Consider the following 17,834-nt stretch of genomic DNA (forward strand, 5'->3'; position numbering starts at 1 on the left):
TTCTGAGCAGGCTCGACAGTTCGCTGCCCTGGTTATAAGAGAGCGGAAGTTATCCATGGGAGCTCTGACGAAAGCTGACATAGCCGAGCGTCTGCACGAAGAACTCGGTTTGAACAAGCGCGAAGCCAAGGATATGGTCGAGCAGTTTTTCGAACAGATCCGTCAGGCATTAGAGAATAATGAACAGGTCAAGTTATCCGGCTTCGGTAATTTTGAACTGCGAGACAAAAGTCAGCGGCCCGGCCGAAACCCCAAAACCGGCGAAGAGGTTCCTATCTCTCCTCGCAGGGTGGTGACTTTCAAGCCTGGTCAGAAACTCAGGTCACGAGTCGAGGCTTATGCAGGAAACAGAGCTCAGGAAGAGTGATCTCCCTGTTATTCCCGGCAAGCGTTACTTCACCATCGGTGAGGTCAGCGACTTGTGTCAGGTCAAATCCCATGTCCTGCGATACTGGGAACAGGAGTTTTCGCAGTTAAAACCGGTCAGGCGCGGGAACCGTCGTTATTACCGGCGACAGGATGTGCTGCTTATCCGGCAAATTCGCAGTTTGCTCTACGACAAGCGTTTTACCATTGACGGCGCCCGTAATCATCTCAAAGGCGAAGTGCAGAAGCTGGACGCTTCCCAGTACAAACAACTGATCCGGCAAACCATTGCTGAACTGGAAGATGTTGTCGATGCGCTGGATGGGATTCCTTCCAAGTAAGAATATGCAGATAAAAAAATACCGGCGGATGCCGGTATGATTTACCTTCGGGAAGGAGTGGGCGGGGGGCCGTTTTGCGTGTGGTTATTGACGATTTTATCAATAAGCTGGCCTATCTCACTCCAGTTTTTATCTGCTTTCAAGGTCTTGGTGTATTTAGAAATCTCAACGAACTGTTCCTGATCCTGAATCTTATTTGCCTGACGCAAGACACGGGTAAGTTCAGTGGTCAGCGTCTGTCTATCGAATGTTTGTATTGTCATTCCATACCCGCCGCCAGTAATTTTATCCAGCAATTCATCGGCATCTTTAGGGCCATTGTTTCTTGTTCTCTTCGCTGCTACCGGCGGTAAGTCTGGAGCCTTTTCAACAGAAGTTTTTGTTTTATCTGCAAAGTTGACATTGACGTAAGTGTCATCCCTATTGGCTCTTCTGAGTCTGTCAGCATCTCGCGCTTGCTTATTGACGACGGCATAATCTTCTGAGCCGTACCCCAGCCCGTTATCTTTGGGCTCCGGGGCTTTTTGAGGGGTAGCAGGTGTCGCAACGGTCAGACCCGCTTCTTTCAATAAGGGATTAAACAAGGGTGTGAACTGTCCGTGAACCGCTGTCAGGGTATTGAACTGTCCTGCTGTTTGCACGAATTTGTTCCTGACCTGGCGCGCGGTAGTAATGGTTTGAGTGAAATCCCGGGGAACCTCACCCGTTTTTTGATACTGCCGCAGGCTGTTATCAATCGTGATGAAGGTTCCGGTTCTGCCGACTCCCGCATTGCAGTTGACGACGGTGGGGTTGTTTGACCTGGCTGCAACAGAGGGGTGCTGACGTAACTTTTCAACCAGTACCGACAGTTTTGCCAGTCTTTCCGGGGTGCCGGCGCTATGGTCTGCCCAGCCTTTATCGTAAACCCTGAATTGTGTCTCCCCATTAATGGAGAGTTGTTTGACGGTAACTTTACCCTCATCAAAAGAGTATTGTCCATCCAGTCTAACCTTAACGCCGCCACAGTCTTTTTCTTCGCCGACTTCCTTAGGGCCAACTTCGATAGAACGCTTCTTATCTGGTTTATGGGAAATTTCCGGATCTTCGAGTTCTTTGGAGTTAACAAGAGAAACGGATACGGCAGGACGATGATGAGCAAGCATTTTTATGAAGTTGTTTTCTGTGTTTTCAAGTGGCCCCTGACTCGCGATAAAGCTGCCACCAGGCAGGTCGACTTTTGCGGCATGATAGGGTGCTCCCGGTGCAAATCCTTTGTCTCTATTGCCAAGATGGATGTCAGAAAATTTTGGATGTGCCTTTTCGAAGAAAGGTTGGTTATCGATCCTTCCTTGTATCTGTGGGCTTTTAATCTTTTTGTATTGCGTATTAATTTCAGAGTCGTCAGGCTTATAGGGGAACTCCTGACTCAAGTTAAGCGAAGCTCCCTGGTAAGTGCCAAATTCAAGTTGAGATCCATGGTCTGACCCATAGACACACTGCAAGGACGGAGTCAGTTCCTTAAGTTCAAGGGATCGGGAGTCGGGGGGGTCCTGAAGACCAACTTGACGATCAATCTCTGCAAACACCGCAGCTGCAAGTTTGGGGGAATTGGCATAGCGTCCGGCGCATCTGTCTTTGAGACCCTGCACATTATCACCAAATTCTTTCAGCCCCTCGGTGACTTTTCTTTCAGCATAAATCTCTCGTACTTCTTGCATGATCGTATCATAACCAGGGTCGTCCTTTTGGCTAAGTTGAAAGATCAATTCCTTGATATCCGGAGTAGAGAGCTGTTGGACGGCTTCCGAGAACTTGTTGAGTGAGAAGCCGGATTTATCCTCAAATTTGCCATGCTCCAGGTTTTTAATGATTTCCGGTGCTTTCAGGGCTTTAGCCGGTTGGGTTTCAGGACTGCTGTTTCTGACTGCAAGTGGTGTATTAGCAGGTTTAGAATGGGTCCTGGGTTGCTCGTTCATCTGGTTGGGAAGCTTGGGCAGTGGGCGGGTGCTTCTTTCTGAGAGCGGTGTTGAAGGCGCTTTTGATGGGGTCGCTGTATTATCAGCGAGATGTTCATGCAACTTGCCATGGAAGTGGTCATAGACGGGTTTAACCAGACCGTGAACACCGAGAACTTCCCGTGCAACTCTCAAACCCCAGACTTTCGAAGCACTGCAATTGTAGAGCTTACCGTTGACCTTGACTGTCTTGGTTATTGAATTCTGTGGATCAGCGCCCGCTGTTTGAGAATGGCCTATTGAAGAAGTCCCGCCGTTATTAATTGTATTGCCCACAACCTCTCTCCTGAGAATCTTCCCTGATTCTTGCAGTATAAAAGGCTATGTAACATTTTCCACAGAGTCAGGGTCAAGCGGCGCTGACAGGCGTTTATCGTTAATGGGTGTCATATTTCTGTCATAATTCGCCGATAGACTCACCGAAAAATTAGAAGTGTGCTCTGAAATTTACTCATGACAATAACAACATTCCGATCTCTGCTGTTTTATTCATTCTTATCTCTTGTTTCTTTTGGCGCTCAGGCTCAAGAAGAATTATTGTTCTCGATTCATGGCTCAAATACTGTGGGTGCCAGATTAGGGCCATCATTAGCTGAGTCCTATCTGAAGTATCTGGGGGCAGAAGGCGTAGGTGTTTTCCCGACCGGTCTGGATAATGAGGTCAAAGTGACTGGCTTTTTACCCGCTAAGGGTCAATTGGTCAGCATCTTTATTGCTGCACATGGTTCATCCAGTGGTTTTAAAGCACTGGCCAGCGGGAAAGGACAGATTGCCGCCGCTTCACGACCGATAAAGACTAAAGAGCAGGCCATGTTGTCTGGCATGGGCGATTTCAGCAGTCTGGAAGCAGAGTATGTTGTTGGCATTGACGGTCTGGCGATTATTGTGAATCCGGGTAACAGTATTAACAAGCTGGATATCAAAGATATTGCCCGTCTTTTTTCTGGTGAAGTGAAGAACTGGAAAGAATTGGGAGGGGCCGATCTGCCGGTTTCGCTGTTTGCCCGCGATGATCGTTCGGGAACCTGGGATACTTTCAAAAACCTCGTGTTGGCCAAAAAATACCAGCTCGACCCAACTGCCATGCGTTTTGAGTCCAATGCCGATGTCTCTGACAAGGTGGCATCGACCCCGGGGGGCATTGGTTTTGTCAGCCTGAATACCATTGGTCGAGCCAGACCATTGATGGTTTCTGAAGGCACTGACAGAGCATTGAAGCCTGAGCTGCTGCATGTTTCGACGGAAGATTATGTTCTGAGTCGCCGTCTTTATATGTATCTGCCAGAAAAGGACGCTGATCCTGATGCTCTCGACTTTCTCCGTTTTGCAACCAGCGATCAGGCACAACCTGTCGTAGCTTCTGTTGGTTATGTTCATCAGGCGGTTGAGCTGATGAGCCCTGATGTGCAGTCTGCACCAGAGGATTATCAGCGGATTGTTGACCAGTTTGACCGTGCGTCTGTTAATTTCCGCTTTGCTCAGGGGCGTGCCCAGCTTGATAACAAGGCTATCAATGATATTGAAAGGCTGGCGCGTTTCATTGATCGACAGCCAGGCGAGGTTCTGTTAATTGGTTTCGCAGATCAGAGGGCGCAATCGAGAAATTCAGATCTTTTGGCTAAGCTCAGGGCTGATGTGGTCAGAAGAGCTCTGGTCAAGGCTGGAGTTCCACGGAAGAAAATCCAGTACCGGGGTTACGGTCAGTATATGGCATTGTCTTCAGCAGAGAGTCTGGCCAGTAAAATAAGAAACCGCCGGGTGGAAGTCTGGGTCAAAGCAGACAGTGAATCCAATCAAGTGGCGGCCTCCTTTTGAATTCACCGATAAATTTCATAAAGGCGGTACAATAGCATGAAGCACTGTTCACTTCCTTCTTGAGCAGTGCAGACTATGTTACCGGTGCCTGCGCGGTGGGGCCTTGCGGGCTGATTTTAACTTATTGGCTGGCGGCTTGCCGCTGGCCTCCTCTGGAGAGTTAAACATCAGATAAAGCTCCATCAACACCTCAGGTATCTGGCTGCACATATCTTCAGTCAGCTTTTCGTCTTCCAGAATAGCTTCGAACTCAGGCTCGTCGTCAAACAGACCAGAGCCGAGCATGACCGGGAGCAACAGTTCACTGACTTCCTGTTCATTCTCTCGGAACCACTCTTCTTCCGTCATCATATGAGCCTGAAGAAAACCGCAGCACCAGTCCAGCAGGTCTTCATCATTCGGGTCGGCAAATTCTTCACAGGAAAGCTCAAAGCCTTCTTCTTCATTGAACTGTCGATCTATCGCTCGTGACAACTGATCAAGAGCCTGTTCCAGAAGGGCTGAATCTTCCCCGGAGAGTGTTACCCGAGTGCCAAACAGAATCTCATTACGCACATCGGTCTTCAATTCGAACGGGACGATAGCCATGGCGCTATAGAAGCCATGGATGGCGTGGAAAGTAAAACCTTCCTCATCCGCATACCTGTTCAGCAGCGGCTCCAGAGTAGAACAGATGTCCTGCATTTAAAGAGAATCCGGTATGAATGAAAACCGGGGAGTCTACAGTAGTTTTCTGAAAGATTCCTGTCTATTCTCGGTCAGGTCCTCAGTTTGATGGTATACTGGTTTGTCTTTTCTTATCTAATTAATCACCGTCGTTTAAATGTGCATTGGACTGTAATGACTGATCCTGCTCTGAATGTTCTGCAAAATACTTTCGGGTTCGAATCTTTCCGTGGCTTCCAGGGAGAGGTCATCAGAGAGGTCACAGAAGGGCGTGACGCGCTGGTCCTTATGCCTACTGGCGGTGGTAAGTCACTTTGCTACCAGGTACCGGCTCTGGTTATGGCGGGTACAGCTATTGTTGTGTCCCCTCTGATTGCCCTGATGGAAGATCAGATCCGTAATCTCAAGCAGATAGGTATTCGGGCCGAAAGCCTGAATTCGGGCATTTCCATGGAAGAGCAGTACCGAATAGAGCAGGAGCTGTTCACCGGGCATATTGACCTGCTCTATGTTGCTCCCGAACGTCTGATGACTGAAATGATGCTAAGGAAGCTGGATCGGATACAGATTTCTCTGTTTGCTATTGACGAGGCTCACTGTGTGTCGCAATGGGGGCACGATTTCAGGCCTGAATATCTGCAGCTCTCGGTACTGAAAACACGTTTTCCAACGGTTCCCAGAATTGCCCTGACCGCCACAGCAGACAAACGAACCCGACAGGAAATTATCGAACGTCTGGGTCTGGCGCAGGCCAGGGTGTTTGTTGACAGCTTTAACCGGGCCAATATTTTTTACCGCATCAGTCAGAAGAAGCAGGGTAAGCAGCAATTGTTGAGATTTCTGGAAAAAGAGCACCCTGATGATTCGGGCATAGTCTACTGTCTTTCCAGAAAACGGGTGGAGGATACTGCTGCCTGGCTGAATGCCCAGGGCCGAAAAGCACTGCCTTATCATGGCGGTATGACAGCTCACGATCGCAAGAATAATCAGCATCGTTTTCTCAACGAAGACGGCATGATTATTGTTGCTACCCTGGCATTCGGAATGGGGATTGATAAGCCTGACGTTCGTTTTGTTGCTCATCTGGACCTGCCAAGAAGTATCGAAGCTTATTATCAGGAAACCGGTCGGGCCGGTCGTGATGGACTCCCGGCTACTGCCTGGATGGTTTATGGTCTTCAGGACGTCATGTTGCTGAGACAGATTCAGTCGAATTCTACCGCAGCGCCTGAAATTCAGCGAATTGAGCAGCAAAAGCTGGAGGCCATGTTGTTTCTCTGTGAAGTAACGGGTTGTCGCCGTCAGGTGTTGCTGGAGTATTTTGATGAACCCTTGAAAGATAAGTGTGGCAACTGTGACCTTTGTCTGGAGCCGGTGACGACCTGGGATGGTACGGAAGCCGCCAGAAAAGCCCTTTCCTGTGTTTACCGGACCGGGCAAATGTTTGGAGTCTCTCATCTGGTCGACGTTCTGCTTGGCAAAGAAACGGCCAAAGTCAGTCAATTTGGTCACCGACGGATAAGCACTTTTGGTATAGGTAGTGAATTCAAACAGAGTGAGTGGCGCTCAATTTTCCGGCAGTTGGTGTCCAGAGGGTATATAAATGTTGATGTAGAAGGGCATGGGGCTCTCAAATTGAATGAAAAATGCCGTCCTCTGCTCAAAGGTAGTGAGCGATTATTGCTCCGTCAGGATCGCTTTGAATACGCCTCTGAGAGTGCAGCACGCAAAACCCGGAGAGTGGATCAGGGCAGAGTTATTATTGACGACCATGATCGTCCATTATGGGAAGCCATGAGAGCGCGTCGTAAAGAGCTGGCGGAAGAGCAGGGTGTTCCTGCTTATGTCATTTTTAATGACAAAACACTCTATGAAATGTTAGCGGTTAAACCCGCCAGTTTGGAAGCTCTGTCTCATATTTCAGGGGTGGGTGAGTATAAGCTGGAAAAATATGGGCAGACCTTTGTAGAGTTAATATCCGGGTTTGTTGTTTCGACTGTTTGATCCGGGTATTTTTTTCTATGCTGGAGTATGGGTGCTTTTCGAATCACGCTATCGGTTTTCTTTTTATCGGCTTTAGCAGGTTCTTATGTCTCATAGCATTCATCTACCGTGTCACAGAGAAATCACATTGGCAAATCCAGACCTACTGGATGAAGCTCGTGAAAACCAGGTGACCTTTCACTATATCGGTTTACATAACGATCCAATACCGGACAACTATCAGCTATTCACCAGTGAGTTTGATTTTGGTCATAGTGCGACTTTGCTGGGTGATGGATTTCAGATGTTGGCGCAAACCACCGGGACGTACGACAAACCGGTTGATATTGGTCGATGTCCGGATAACAGCAGTAGTTACCGGATTTATGGAGAGCAGCAGGGAAAGCGTTACTACAACTACTTGGTTGTAGACGATTCAGTGGAGTACACCCTGTTTGGTTTTACCTGTTGTCATCGCTATGCGGGCTACTTCGAAATAGTCAGTGGTGAGAGAGGTGTTTTGGTCTCAGCCTCTATCGATGGGGAAGGAACTTCTCCTCAGGACTGGGGCAGCAGAGAGTTGGAATCTGTCGTCGTGCTAACTGGAGGCTCTTTACCCCAACTTTATCAGGAATACGCAGGGTTGATTGCTCAGCATCACCCCGTAAGGGCAGGCGTTGTGCAACCAGCCCCCATTGGCTGGTGTTCCTGGTATGTCTATTATACTGATGTCACCGAGGACAATATCCGCCAGAATCTGAATGTAATGACGGGAGATCTCAGCGATCTGGAGTGGGTACTGTTGGATGATGGTTATCAGGCATTTATGGGCGACTGGTTGACTCCGTCGGATAAATTTTCTGGAGGAGTGAAAGAATTAATAGCGGATATCAAGCGCAAAGGAAAAAAGTCGGCGATTTGGCTTGCTCCTTTTATTGCTCAGCCTGAGTCAGAAGTGTTTAAACAGAATCCATCGTGGTTTGTTCGCCATCATAACGGTGATCTCCTCAAGGCCGAAGATGTGACCTACGGAGGTTGGCGTTGTACCCCCTGGTACGTATTGGATACATCGAACCCCGAGGTACAGGCTCATCTAACTCACATAGTCAAAACCATGCGAGAAGAGTGGGGTGTTGAGCTGTTTAAACTTGATGCCAATTACTGGGGAACGCTCAAAGGAAAACGTTATCAGAGAGGCGTCACCGGAGTGCAGGCGTACCGAATGGGTATGGAGGCAATAGCGAAGGGCGCTCAGGATGCTCTTTTACTTGGGTGTAACGCACCCATGTGGCCGTCTTTAGGACTTGTTGATGCCATGAGAGTCTCGGACGATGTGGAGCGGAGCGCTCAGCGGTTTGAGCAAATTGCGAAAGAAACCTTCCATCGTAGTTGGCAGCATCGTAAATTGTGGCAGATTGATCCTGATTGCGGCACCTTTGTTTCGCTTGCTAATCAATCAACGGATCCCTGTAATTATGACTTTCATCGCAATGTATTACTCGCCAGTGGCGGGCTTCTGCTTTCGGGCGATCCGCTGCCTGATCTTACTCCGTTTGCTAAAACGACGTTAAGCAAATTGATACTGCGCCATCGTTATAGTCAAGACGCCGCTCAATTTACTTCACTGTCTTTACATCACGCTTCTCTGGCATTAACAGAGGGTAAAAAACTCCACTGTTTATTTAACTACAACGAGAATGCCAGGGAGGTGACATTGACCTCCGATCACCCTCTTTATTGGTACGATTACTGGAGCGGCGAGAAGCTCACTGAGGGGCCTGTTCAAAAGGTCAGGGTTTTATTGGCAGCCGGGCTAACGGGTCGCGCGATCATTGCTTCGATGTAAGAGAGGCTCACTCCCAAAAAACAGAGGTTTTACCTCTCTTTAATTGCCCTGGAAGCAATGGTCTTCAAACGCAGATTATCTCAACGAACTTTAAAGGCTGTCGAAACTGGGTACATAAATAGACTGTACCTTTCACTTTTTAACTGCCTATTTCCTCTTCAAAAATAACTTCTGAGTCATGTTTCAGAGTTAAAAAATGACCATATTCCTTTTCAAGCTCATCCCGCTTTAGCTTCAGTGTTGGAGTGAGCATTTCATTCTCAATACTCCAGGTCGTTTTGGCGACTATGATATGATCCAGCTTTTCATGAGCCTCCAGCTCATTATTAACCGATGTCATCGTGCTGACCAATTGTTCTTTTTGCTGGTCACGATCTTTTGAAGCGCCTTCTCCCAGCACAATCATTGCTATAGGTTGTTTGCGCCCAATCCCCATAACACAGACCTGCTCGATATCCGGGTTACGACCGAGGCTCGACTCGATAGGTACCGGAGAAACATATTTGCCTTTGCTGGTTTTAAATTGTTCTTTAACCCGACCAATGATTTTCCATGAACCCTCAGAGGTTATTTCAGCTTTATCACCTGTTTTAAACCAGCCGTTCTCAAAGGCAGCGTCTGTTGCTTCAGGATTGTTGTAGTAAGACTTAAATACCGCTTCTCCTCGAATCAACACTTCTCCTTGCTCGGAAAGTGACATTTCGACACAAGATTGAGGGCTGCCTATTGTGCCAATATCATCGGGTTTGAAAGGGATGTTGCTGCATGATAAGCCTGAGGTTTCGGTCATACCCCAGCCTTCGCTAATACGAATACCCAACTTTTGGAACCACTTCAAAACCTCTGGAGAGATAGGTGCGCTACCAGAGCCGAAAATTTTAGCTTCCTGCAGGCCCAGAGCAGTGCGAATTTTCTTTGCTACTAATTTACCGATAATGGGGATTTTCAAAAGAGTTTGTAGCTTTTTGTTGGGCATTTTGGCCAGAATTTGTGACTGAAACTTAGTCCATAATCTGGGCACTGATAAAAAAGCAGTGGGGCGTGCATAGCGAACATCATCGACAAAAGTATCTAAGGACTCGACAAAGAAAATCTCGGCAGAGTAATAAATTGATGGGAGTTCAACAACGCATCGCTCAGTAATGTGGGCAAGGGGTAAATATGACATTACCCGTCTTTCTTGACCTGTTAAAAACTTCTCACCTCCAGCCATGGCCGAAGAAGCTACATTTCTCTGGCTGATCATGACGCCTTTGGCAAGGCCTGTACTGCCTGAGGTATAGATAATAGAAAATAGATCGTCGATATCCGGATTATGGAGTGTTTTTAGTGGCTCATAATTATTCAACCAGTCAAGCCACTGCTCTTTGCAATCAAGTGTAGGGTATGGAAATGAGATGCTGAGAAAGTCATCTGGCATTGCTTCTGAAAGGGCTTCAGTGCTGTCCAGTTTGCCAACAAAAATAGCCTTTGCATTACTGTGCTCAAGCACATATTTTATGTTGTCTGCCCCAGCTGTTGGGTATATCGGCACACTGATCAGGCCTGCCATCATGATGGCTAAATCAGCAATATACCATTCGGCTGAATTTTTGGCGATGATGGCGACTTTATCGCCCTTTGATATTCCATTGGATAAAAGACCTTGAGCGATCTTGCGGGCTTGCTCGTCAGCTTCCCCCCAAGTGTAAGAAGTCCATTGCCTGTTGTCAGGCTGATTAAGCCAGACCTTATCGGGATGCCTTGCAACGTTTAGCTGCATTTGTGCCAGGGGGGTTCTACGATTTTTCATATTATTATTTTTTCGTACATTCTTTGGTTGCTAACATTAGCTAACGGATGAACTCTAACTTGTACAATGGATAGATACAACAATTAAGTACTCAACCATACGAAATCATATTTTCTGACTTATTGTTCAGGCACTCGCGGCAACTGCTCCTGCGTTGCTCTAGCTCCTGCATCCATGCAGTCGTGATGCGTTGCAACTCTGGTCACATAGCTTGCTATGTTCCCGTTGTTGCGCCTTGCAGAGCACCTGTCCAATAAGCCAGAAATATTCGATTCCGTATGGCTGAGTACTTATTGTATTTTAAAAAATTTAACGATAATTGATCCGCAATTCCCCCTGAAGCACTGATCATCAAACGTTGATTTTCTCAACGAATTTCAAAGGTTCTCGACACTGGGCGCACAAATAGACTGCACCTCTTACGGCCCTGTTGTGGCGAATGGAACTGAGCGGGATGGTCTTTCCTGCACAGCTGCAACTGTATAGGAATGGTCTTTTGCTGGCATTGCTGGTGTTGTAGCTGTGGGTTCTCCGGGCCGGGAGTCTGAACACCTCTTGCATAATCAATTGCCACTCTCTGCCATGGGGGCGGATCTTTCCGCCAAACAGTTGGTGGGCAATGAGGTGTGCGACTTCATGACCCACGGTATGCTTCAGAAAATGTTCCTGGTTTTCTTTGAGCAGTTGTTTGTTCAGACGAAGCAGGTTTTTTTCGGTCCAGGCTTGTCCGGCCGTTTCGCCTCTTAAACTCAGACTGATCCGGGGGCGTGGAAATCGTTTAAGAAAATGCCGCTCGGCCAGGCAGTAAAGCTCACTGACCCGTAACTCAACGGTAGGCAAATAGGGGCATTGTATATTCGACATAAACAGGCTGACTTGGAAAACTCATGGGAGGATAGCAGAGGGATTGTATCTGTACAGTGGGTTTATTGGAATAATCAGGCAGGTTTCATCAAGGCATCGCTTCCAGATGATACAGCTTAATTCATCTGGCTTGGCGCTGAACTTCAGTAAACTTGAATGTATTCGGGGCTTACACCCATACCCCAGAAGATCACGGTAGTGATCATAATCGAGACCAGAACAACCAGCCCGATGCAAAGCACAGAACTGGCATAGACAAACCCCTGCTCCTTAGGTATCTGCATAAAGGTTGGCAAACCGGAATACAGAATCAGGGCTGAGCAGGTCATGGCGATAGTGCCAGCAACAATAGTCAGCCAGATAGAGGGATAAAGCCCGCACAGGCCCGCCAGAAAGAGTGGTAAAGCGGTATAACAGCTAAACGCAACACTCTGTGTCATGTTGGGTTTGCTGCCAAAGGTTTCTGCCATCCATTGGATGAATGCACCCATAACGGCAACGCCCGCCAGTATGGCCAGCCAGGCAAAAAATGCCATGAAAGCAGCACTGGTTTCCGTTAACTTGACGACCTGATCACTGCCCGGGACTGTCCAGCCGGTTCGAGTCGTCCCCAGATAAGTACAGACCGCTGGCAGGGCAGCCAGCCATATGACCTGACCCAGGTAAAGGCGAATAATGCCGGGAGGGTGCTCCCGAATATCGGTCCACTCTTCTTTCGGACGAAAGAGAAGCCCCCAAAAGTGACTTAATATCATGGTGCAACCTCCGTTATGGCTGTACCAGTAGCTGGTAATCCTTACGTTTTGCTAAGTTATCAGCTACAAAACAGCGGCTAATATGTTGTTATTATTCACTGTGACAGGCATCGGCTCTTCCTGTTCAACAGGATCGTTCGATAGCCTTGACTTCAGTGTTTACATATTTCTTATACGAAGTAAAGTAATATCGTCCCAATACAGGTTCTTTTATTGAATAATAGGGCAATTATTTCCTCGTTTATCAGTCTCATAAAGGCTTCGGCATGACTGTCTGGTTCAGTTCGCTGGTTTGGTGGATTGTGAGACTAAACGGTTAGTATCATAGAACTCCGGAATGATTACATGACTTCAGGCGAAGCCGTTTTTGTTAAAAAGTAGTGTCTAAATAGTTTCGTTTTTGCCGGACGGGCTCAGGAGAATGACATAGACCATGATGACTAGAATTGATCGTTTGTTTCTTTTACTGCTGGCAGGGCTCGTTGCTCTGGGAAGCGGGTACAACAGAGATTTTCAGCCTGTTAAAGAGCCCGCAATAGAACAGGTGCAAAAGGTCACCAGGGAGGAAGTCAAGGTTGAAAAAAAGGCTCAAAAGAATATTCCCGACTTTGCTGCCATTGAGGACGTCAATAAGAAGAAAAGTCAGTTCTTTGCCCACGTGAAGCAAATGGTTGATGAAGAGAATGAGCGTCTGGCGGGTATTCGTCAGGAAGTTAAGATGCTCAGGGAAAAATCGGCTCTGCATGAAAGCGAAGAAAAGTGGCTGTTGGACATGGCCCGAAAGTTCAGAGTGGATGAAGAGCTTAAAGTCAGTGATGCGCTTTATGACGACCTGCTGCACAGGGCGGACGAGATCCCGGTATCGCTTGCTCTGGTGCAGGCGGCTAACGAGTCGGCCTGGGGGACTTCAAGGTTTGCCGTTGAAGCCAACAACTACTTTGGCCAGTGGTGTTTTACTCTGGGCTGTGGTGTTGTTCCTGGTGAGCGTCCGGAAGGTGCGACCTACGAAGTCAGGAAGTTTTCTTCATTGGAGGCATCGGTACGGTCGTATATGCATAACCTCAATACCAGCCATCATTATGAGGGTTTGAGGGAGCTGCGTTCAAAAAGAAAATCCATGGGACACCCGGTTACCGGGCCGGTACTGGCACAGGGACTTTATGCCTATTCCTCCAGAGGTATTGATTATATAGAAGAGTTGGTATCCATGATTGAGAGTAATGATTTGTTGAAGTACGATCTGGAAAAGCCTCTAACGGGCCACTAGTCTGCCCAGAGCAATAGTGTAGCCATTGATTGCACTTATATTGCTGATGCCTCAGCAGCAGGCAGCACCCTCCGGTGAATACCGGAGGGGTTGGATAAAAGTAACGAGCCAGGGAAGGCGTGTTGCATCAGCAAGGTTCCTGGAGTGATTCAAGAACCTGGCCAAAGCAAAGCCAAGAGTGTGCGTGTCAGAGGTTAACAATATTCACAATGGAAGCTTGTTCAGGCTTTTCCTCTTCATCGTTTTCATCCCTGAAGGACAGAGGTACATCCACCGGGTCAAACGCAGTGTCTCCATCCTTAACAGGCTGACCATCCGCCGACAGATTGTTGAAATCAAACAGTGAGCTGTCTGCCAGATGGGAGGGCGCTACGTTCCTCAGAGCTCTGAACATGCTCTCCATTCTGCCGGGGAAGCGTTTGTCCCACTCGGTGAACATAGCCTTGATTGCCTGCCTCTGAAGGTTTTCCTGAGAGCCGCAGAGATTGCAGGGAATAATCGGGAATGCCTTAAACTCGGAAAAACGGACAATATCCTTTTCACGGCAGAAGGCAAGAGGACGGATTACCGTGTGCTGACCGTCGTCACTGACCAGTTTGGGCGGCATGGCTTTCATCTTGCCGCCATAGAACATGTTCAGGAACAGGGTTTCCAGAATATCATCCCGATGATGGCCCAGGGCAATCTTGGTGACTTTCAGTTCGCTGGCCGTGCGGTAGAGGATGCCTCGGCGCAGCCGAGAGCAGAGTGCGCATGTGGTTTTGCCTTCAGGCACCTTCTCTTTGACGATGGAGTAGGTATCTTCCTCAACAACGCGGTACTCAATACCCAGGGTTTCCAGATAATCAGGCAGTACATGTTCAGGAAAGCCAGGCTGTTTCTGATCAAGGTTGACTGCGATAAGGTCAAAATTGACCGGCGCATAAGTCTTCAGGTTCAGCAGAATATCCAGCAGGGTATAGCTGTCCTTACCCCCGGACAGACAGACCATGATGCGGTCGCCGTCCTCAATCATGTTGTATTCGGCGATGGCCCGACCTACCTCTCGTCTCAGGCGTTTCTGTAGTTTGTTGAAGTGGGTTTTTGCGCTTTTTGTTTGGCTCTGCATTTTGGTTCTGTCTTGTCTCTGAAAGTACCCAACTTCATTTAAGGCCCTTAGAGGGGGCGGTTAAACCGGGTGACTTACTGCTCTGGATAATGGTGAAACGGGCAAGATCCCGAAAATTCACAACATTATAATCAAAGGTTTCACGATAGGCATCAGGGATAATGACAGCAGCAGCTATAAGTACCTAACCAATTAGTTACCTCCCGAACTCACAGGGCTGACGGCTGCTATTGTGAATGAGCTGTCGAAATATGGTTAAGTGAAGCTATGCTTATCTAATGGACAAAATGCGCAGGGACACAGGTTCCAGTCGTTTATACACAGAATAATCGTGGACATTTATTCAGGGGACTTCCATGGCTGATTACGAGAAACTGAGAGTCTGGTTATTATCTCGCAGAGACGAGTTGAATATCCGGCTCGGAAACATCAATAAAGATATGACTCGCAGAGCCAATGCCGATTGGTCGGAGCAGGCGCAGGAGAGGGAAAATGATGAGGTTATTGATCAGCTGGGTAATGATGCCCGGGCTGAACTTAATCTGATAAACAAAGCATTGGATCGTATGAATCATGATGATTACGGCTTCTGTACCGGCTGCGGTGACAAGATAGTTGAAGCCCGTCTGGCAGCTATGCCTTACGCCGATCTTTGCATCAAATGTGCAGAAAAGCGGGATCGTGCCAGCTGACAGCGTTAGGGAGTCTTCAGACTCTCTGACACTGACTCTTCCATAGAATTCGTTATTAAAGCCTTGTAACTGTCCACAAAGCTCTCAATGGGGCCGGGGTGGTGACGGTGGTAGTAATTATGCCAAAGCTTACCCAAGGCATAGACGTCATCGTGGGGCACCTTGTGGATTGGCTTATCGATTCGATAATAAATCATCCAGGCAATGGCGGTAGCGTAAGAGAGATTGGTCGCTAATTCCAGATGCGGATGAGCCAGAAATTCTCTCTGGCTGGCCAGTCCCCGGATCAAACTGGAAAGGTCGGATTTCTTCGCCAGATAATGGTCCCAGATATTGCGATGCATTCTGGGCGAGATTTGAAAAATTCCCAGAGCCTGATGGTGTTCCTGTTTAAGATGAAAACCCAGTCCGGATTCTCTGGCAGCTGTTCCCAGCAGCAGATTTTCTGCCGTAGGACTCCACATTTTTAAATGCTTCAGGGTCGGGCGAACAACGTAGTGGCGCAGCTCCTTTGCACAAATACCCATCGGGATTTCCTTTGTCTTAGAGCATTGTTTTCATTATTCAGATTATCGTAGCACTCAGAAAATTCTTAAGTACAGCATAATTTAACCAGGGCATACTTCGGGTGTGAAAACCACAGCAGCCCCTGATAGTCATTTTCCGATAAAACTGAATACCTGAAAGTTGCGAAGGCGTTGAAAGGCGTGGGGTGCCGGGAAAGAAAAGAAGGAGACTACTCCCCTTCAAATTCACACAGTGAGAAGACAGGAATTCCTGCTTCATTTAGTATCTTTGAACCACCAAGGTCTGGAAGATCCATAATGGCAGCTGCTTCCAGAATTTGTCCGCCCAGTTGTCTGACCAGTTGACCGGCCGCAAGCAAAGTGCCACCTGTAGCAATCAGGTCGTCAACCAGAATGACTTTATCGCCTTTCTTAATAGTGTCTGCATGAACTTCAAGCGTTGCCTTCCCGTACTCAAGTTCATAATCCTGAGCGACAGTATTGTAGGGCAGCTTTCCCTTTTTTCTAAACAGGATCAGTGGTTTGTTCAGGGCATATGACAATGCAGAGCCTATCAGGAAGCCCCGCGCATCAAGAGCGCCGATCCGGTCAAACTCAACATCCATATAGCGATGAATGAGGCTGTCCATGACCGACCGCCAGGCTTTGGGGTTCTCGAAGAGAGTGGTCACATCCCGAAACTGAATGCCGGGCTTTGGCCAGTCAGAAACGGTTCTAATCTGTGCTTTCAGATAAGCTTCGTCAACGATCATATCTTTCCCTTAATGTCCGTTCCTGGTGCGCTTATGCGGAGGAGATAATCTGTTCCAAACCGACAGACTTTCCACCCGCCAGGGAGCATAATTGAATCGGGTCACGGATTTCAATTTCTTTGCCCACTGCGAAGATCAGATCGTTTTTCTGGAACCGGGTAAATACCCGGCTAACGGTTTCTACAGCCAGTCCCAGGTAATTGCCCATTTCATTGCGGGACATGGACAGGCGGAATGACTGGGATGAGAAGCCTCTGCGACGAAAACGACTGGCCAGGTTGATCAGGAAGGTCGCAATTCTTTCATCAGCGTTTTTCTTGGACAATAGCATCATCATCTGCTGATCTTCACGAATCTTCTTACTCATCAGGCGCATCATATGACGACGCAACTCCGGGAATCGGTCGGATAGCGTTTCCAGCTGGTCAAAGGGGATTTCACAGATCATGGTGGTTTCCATGGCCTGAGCAGAGACCGGGTAGACGTCAGTATCGAGACCACTCAGGCCCAATATCTCACTGGGAAGATAGAAAGACGTAATCTGTTCCTCACCTTCATTGGTGGCGGTATAAGTTTTTAAGGCCCCGGAACGGACAGCGAAGACGCTGGTAAACCGGTCTCCTTCCAGGAACAGGTGTTCCCCCTTCTTGAGAGGGCGGCTTCGCTTGATGATGCGATCAAGCTGGTCAATGTCTTGTAGATTCAATGCCAGAGGTAGGCAGAGGGAGCTAAGACTGCAGTCTCTGCAGGCCACATGGCCAGGTTGTCGTACATTGGGCTTTGACGTCATTGAGTGGCCTCAAAGTCGTATTGGCGAAATCGCTGACGATTCTATTGAAAATGCTACCAAAGTGTAAGTCTGTGCTTTCCGAGACTAAAGCGTAATTCCTTCATACTTAAGGCTTTTTCGGAAAATCCTTACTGGGTTGCGATAAGTCCGCACTAAAAAAATGTTGTACTTGATCAGTTGCCTGGCAGTTAAGTCATTGAGCTTGATGAGAAGGCTGTGAACGCTATCAATACCTATGATGCAAGAAAGATGTTCTTCAGCGCCAATGTGTCG

Annotated in this window: 16 protein-coding genes; 7 read left to right on the top strand and 9 right to left on the bottom strand. The window is 47.9% G+C overall.

Annotated features, from left to right (window positions below):
* The first annotated feature begins 55 nt into the window (after window positions 1–55).
* Together ihfA and ACOJUO_RS17065 are read left to right on the top strand one after the other, a co-directional pair.
* Complete coding sequence (gene ihfA, locus ACOJUO_RS17060) at window positions 56–367, top strand: integration host factor subunit alpha (RefSeq protein ID WP_317145884.1); 312 nt, start codon at window positions 56–58, stop codon at window positions 365–367.
* On the top strand, window positions 339–707 hold the full coding sequence (locus tag ACOJUO_RS17065) for a MerR family transcriptional regulator (protein WP_317145885.1): 369 nt from the start codon (window positions 339–341) through the stop codon (window positions 705–707). The genes ihfA and ACOJUO_RS17065 overlap by 29 nt, the downstream gene beginning before the upstream one ends.
* A gap of 41 nt (window positions 708–748) precedes the next feature.
* Here the strand turns inward: ACOJUO_RS17065 and ACOJUO_RS17070 are convergent, their stop codons facing one another.
* On the bottom strand, window positions 749–2,980 hold the full coding sequence (locus ACOJUO_RS17070; RefSeq protein WP_422137604.1) for a tyrosine-protein phosphatase: 2,232 nt from the start codon (window positions 2,978–2,980) through the stop codon (window positions 749–751).
* Between the two features lie 177 nt (window positions 2,981–3,157).
* Here ACOJUO_RS17070 and ACOJUO_RS17075 point away from each other — a divergent pair, with 177 nt between their 5' ends.
* A complete protein-coding gene (locus ACOJUO_RS17075; protein WP_422133202.1) occupies window positions 3,158–4,519 on the top strand; it encodes a substrate-binding domain-containing protein in 1,362 nt (453 codons plus the stop codon).
* Between the two features lie 78 nt (window positions 4,520–4,597).
* Here the strand turns inward: ACOJUO_RS17075 and ACOJUO_RS17080 are convergent, their stop codons facing one another.
* Window positions 4,598–5,203 carry a YecA family protein gene (locus tag ACOJUO_RS17080; RefSeq protein WP_422133203.1) on the bottom strand — a complete coding sequence of 202 codons (606 nt, stop codon included), beginning with the start codon at window positions 5,201–5,203 and terminating at the stop codon, window positions 4,598–4,600.
* Window positions 5,204–5,359: 156 nt separating this feature from the next.
* On the opposite strand from ACOJUO_RS17080, the gene recQ reads away from it, so the two are divergent.
* Complete coding sequence (gene recQ / locus ACOJUO_RS17085) at window positions 5,360–7,189, top strand: DNA helicase RecQ (RefSeq protein WP_422133204.1); 1,830 nt, start codon at window positions 5,360–5,362, stop codon at window positions 7,187–7,189.
* 127 nt (window positions 7,190–7,316) lie between these two features.
* Window positions 7,317–9,014 carry a glycoside hydrolase family 36 protein gene (locus ACOJUO_RS17090; protein WP_422133205.1) on the top strand — a complete coding sequence of 566 codons (1,698 nt, stop codon included), beginning with the start codon at window positions 7,317–7,319 and terminating at the stop codon, window positions 9,012–9,014.
* A 139-nt stretch (window positions 9,015–9,153) separates the two neighbouring features.
* On the opposite strand, the gene ACOJUO_RS17095 is transcribed toward ACOJUO_RS17090, so the two are convergent.
* From ACOJUO_RS17095 to ACOJUO_RS17105, 3 genes are all read right to left on the bottom strand, one after another.
* Entirely contained in the window at window positions 9,154–10,806 is a 1,653-nt protein-coding gene (locus tag ACOJUO_RS17095) for an AMP-binding protein (RefSeq protein WP_422133206.1), read from the bottom strand.
* A gap of 351 nt (window positions 10,807–11,157) precedes the next feature.
* Window positions 11,158–11,670, bottom strand: a complete 513-nt coding sequence (locus ACOJUO_RS17100) for a SprT family zinc-dependent metalloprotease (RefSeq protein ID WP_422133207.1) — start codon at window positions 11,668–11,670, stop codon at window positions 11,158–11,160.
* Between the two features lie 143 nt (window positions 11,671–11,813).
* A complete protein-coding gene (locus tag ACOJUO_RS17105; protein WP_422133208.1) occupies window positions 11,814–12,425 on the bottom strand; it encodes a Yip1 family protein in 612 nt (203 codons plus the stop codon).
* Window positions 12,426–12,858: 433 nt separating this feature from the next.
* On the opposite strand from ACOJUO_RS17105, the gene ACOJUO_RS17110 reads away from it, so the two are divergent.
* A complete protein-coding gene (locus tag ACOJUO_RS17110; protein ID WP_422137605.1) occupies window positions 12,859–13,692 on the top strand; it encodes a glucosaminidase domain-containing protein in 834 nt (277 codons plus the stop codon).
* 187 nt (window positions 13,693–13,879) lie between these two features.
* On the opposite strand, the gene ttcA is transcribed toward ACOJUO_RS17110, so the two are convergent.
* Window positions 13,880–14,800 carry a tRNA 2-thiocytidine(32) synthetase TtcA gene (gene ttcA, locus ACOJUO_RS17115; protein WP_422137606.1) on the bottom strand — a complete coding sequence of 307 codons (921 nt, stop codon included), beginning with the start codon at window positions 14,798–14,800 and terminating at the stop codon, window positions 13,880–13,882.
* A 356-nt stretch (window positions 14,801–15,156) separates the two neighbouring features.
* Here ttcA and ACOJUO_RS17120 point away from each other — a divergent pair, with 356 nt between their 5' ends.
* The gene (locus ACOJUO_RS17120) at window positions 15,157–15,492 is read left to right on the top strand and encodes a TraR/DksA family transcriptional regulator (RefSeq protein ID WP_317145896.1); all 336 of its coding nucleotides are present in this window, start codon (window positions 15,157–15,159) and stop codon (window positions 15,490–15,492) included.
* Window positions 15,493–15,497: 5 nt separating this feature from the next.
* Here the strand turns inward: ACOJUO_RS17120 and ACOJUO_RS17125 are convergent, their stop codons facing one another.
* From ACOJUO_RS17125 to fnr, 3 genes are all read right to left on the bottom strand, one after another.
* Window positions 15,498–16,019 (bottom strand): hypothetical protein, encoded by a 522-nt coding sequence (locus ACOJUO_RS17125; RefSeq protein WP_422133211.1) that lies wholly within the window; start codon window positions 16,017–16,019, stop codon window positions 15,498–15,500.
* 209 nt (window positions 16,020–16,228) lie between these two features.
* Window positions 16,229–16,768, bottom strand: coding sequence for an adenine phosphoribosyltransferase (locus tag ACOJUO_RS17130; RefSeq protein ID WP_422137089.1), 540 nt, complete (start codon window positions 16,766–16,768; stop codon window positions 16,229–16,231).
* A 34-nt stretch (window positions 16,769–16,802) separates the two neighbouring features.
* The gene (gene fnr / locus ACOJUO_RS17135) at window positions 16,803–17,561 is read right to left on the bottom strand and encodes a fumarate/nitrate reduction transcriptional regulator Fnr (protein WP_422133212.1); all 759 of its coding nucleotides are present in this window, start codon (window positions 17,559–17,561) and stop codon (window positions 16,803–16,805) included.
* Window positions 17,562–17,834: the final 273 nt, after the last annotated feature.

Origin of the sequence: Endozoicomonas sp. ALC020, from assembly GCF_049275935.1 — a bacterium.
In the GTDB taxonomy this organism is placed as follows: domain Bacteria; phylum Pseudomonadota; class Gammaproteobacteria; order Pseudomonadales; family Endozoicomonadaceae; genus Endozoicomonas_A.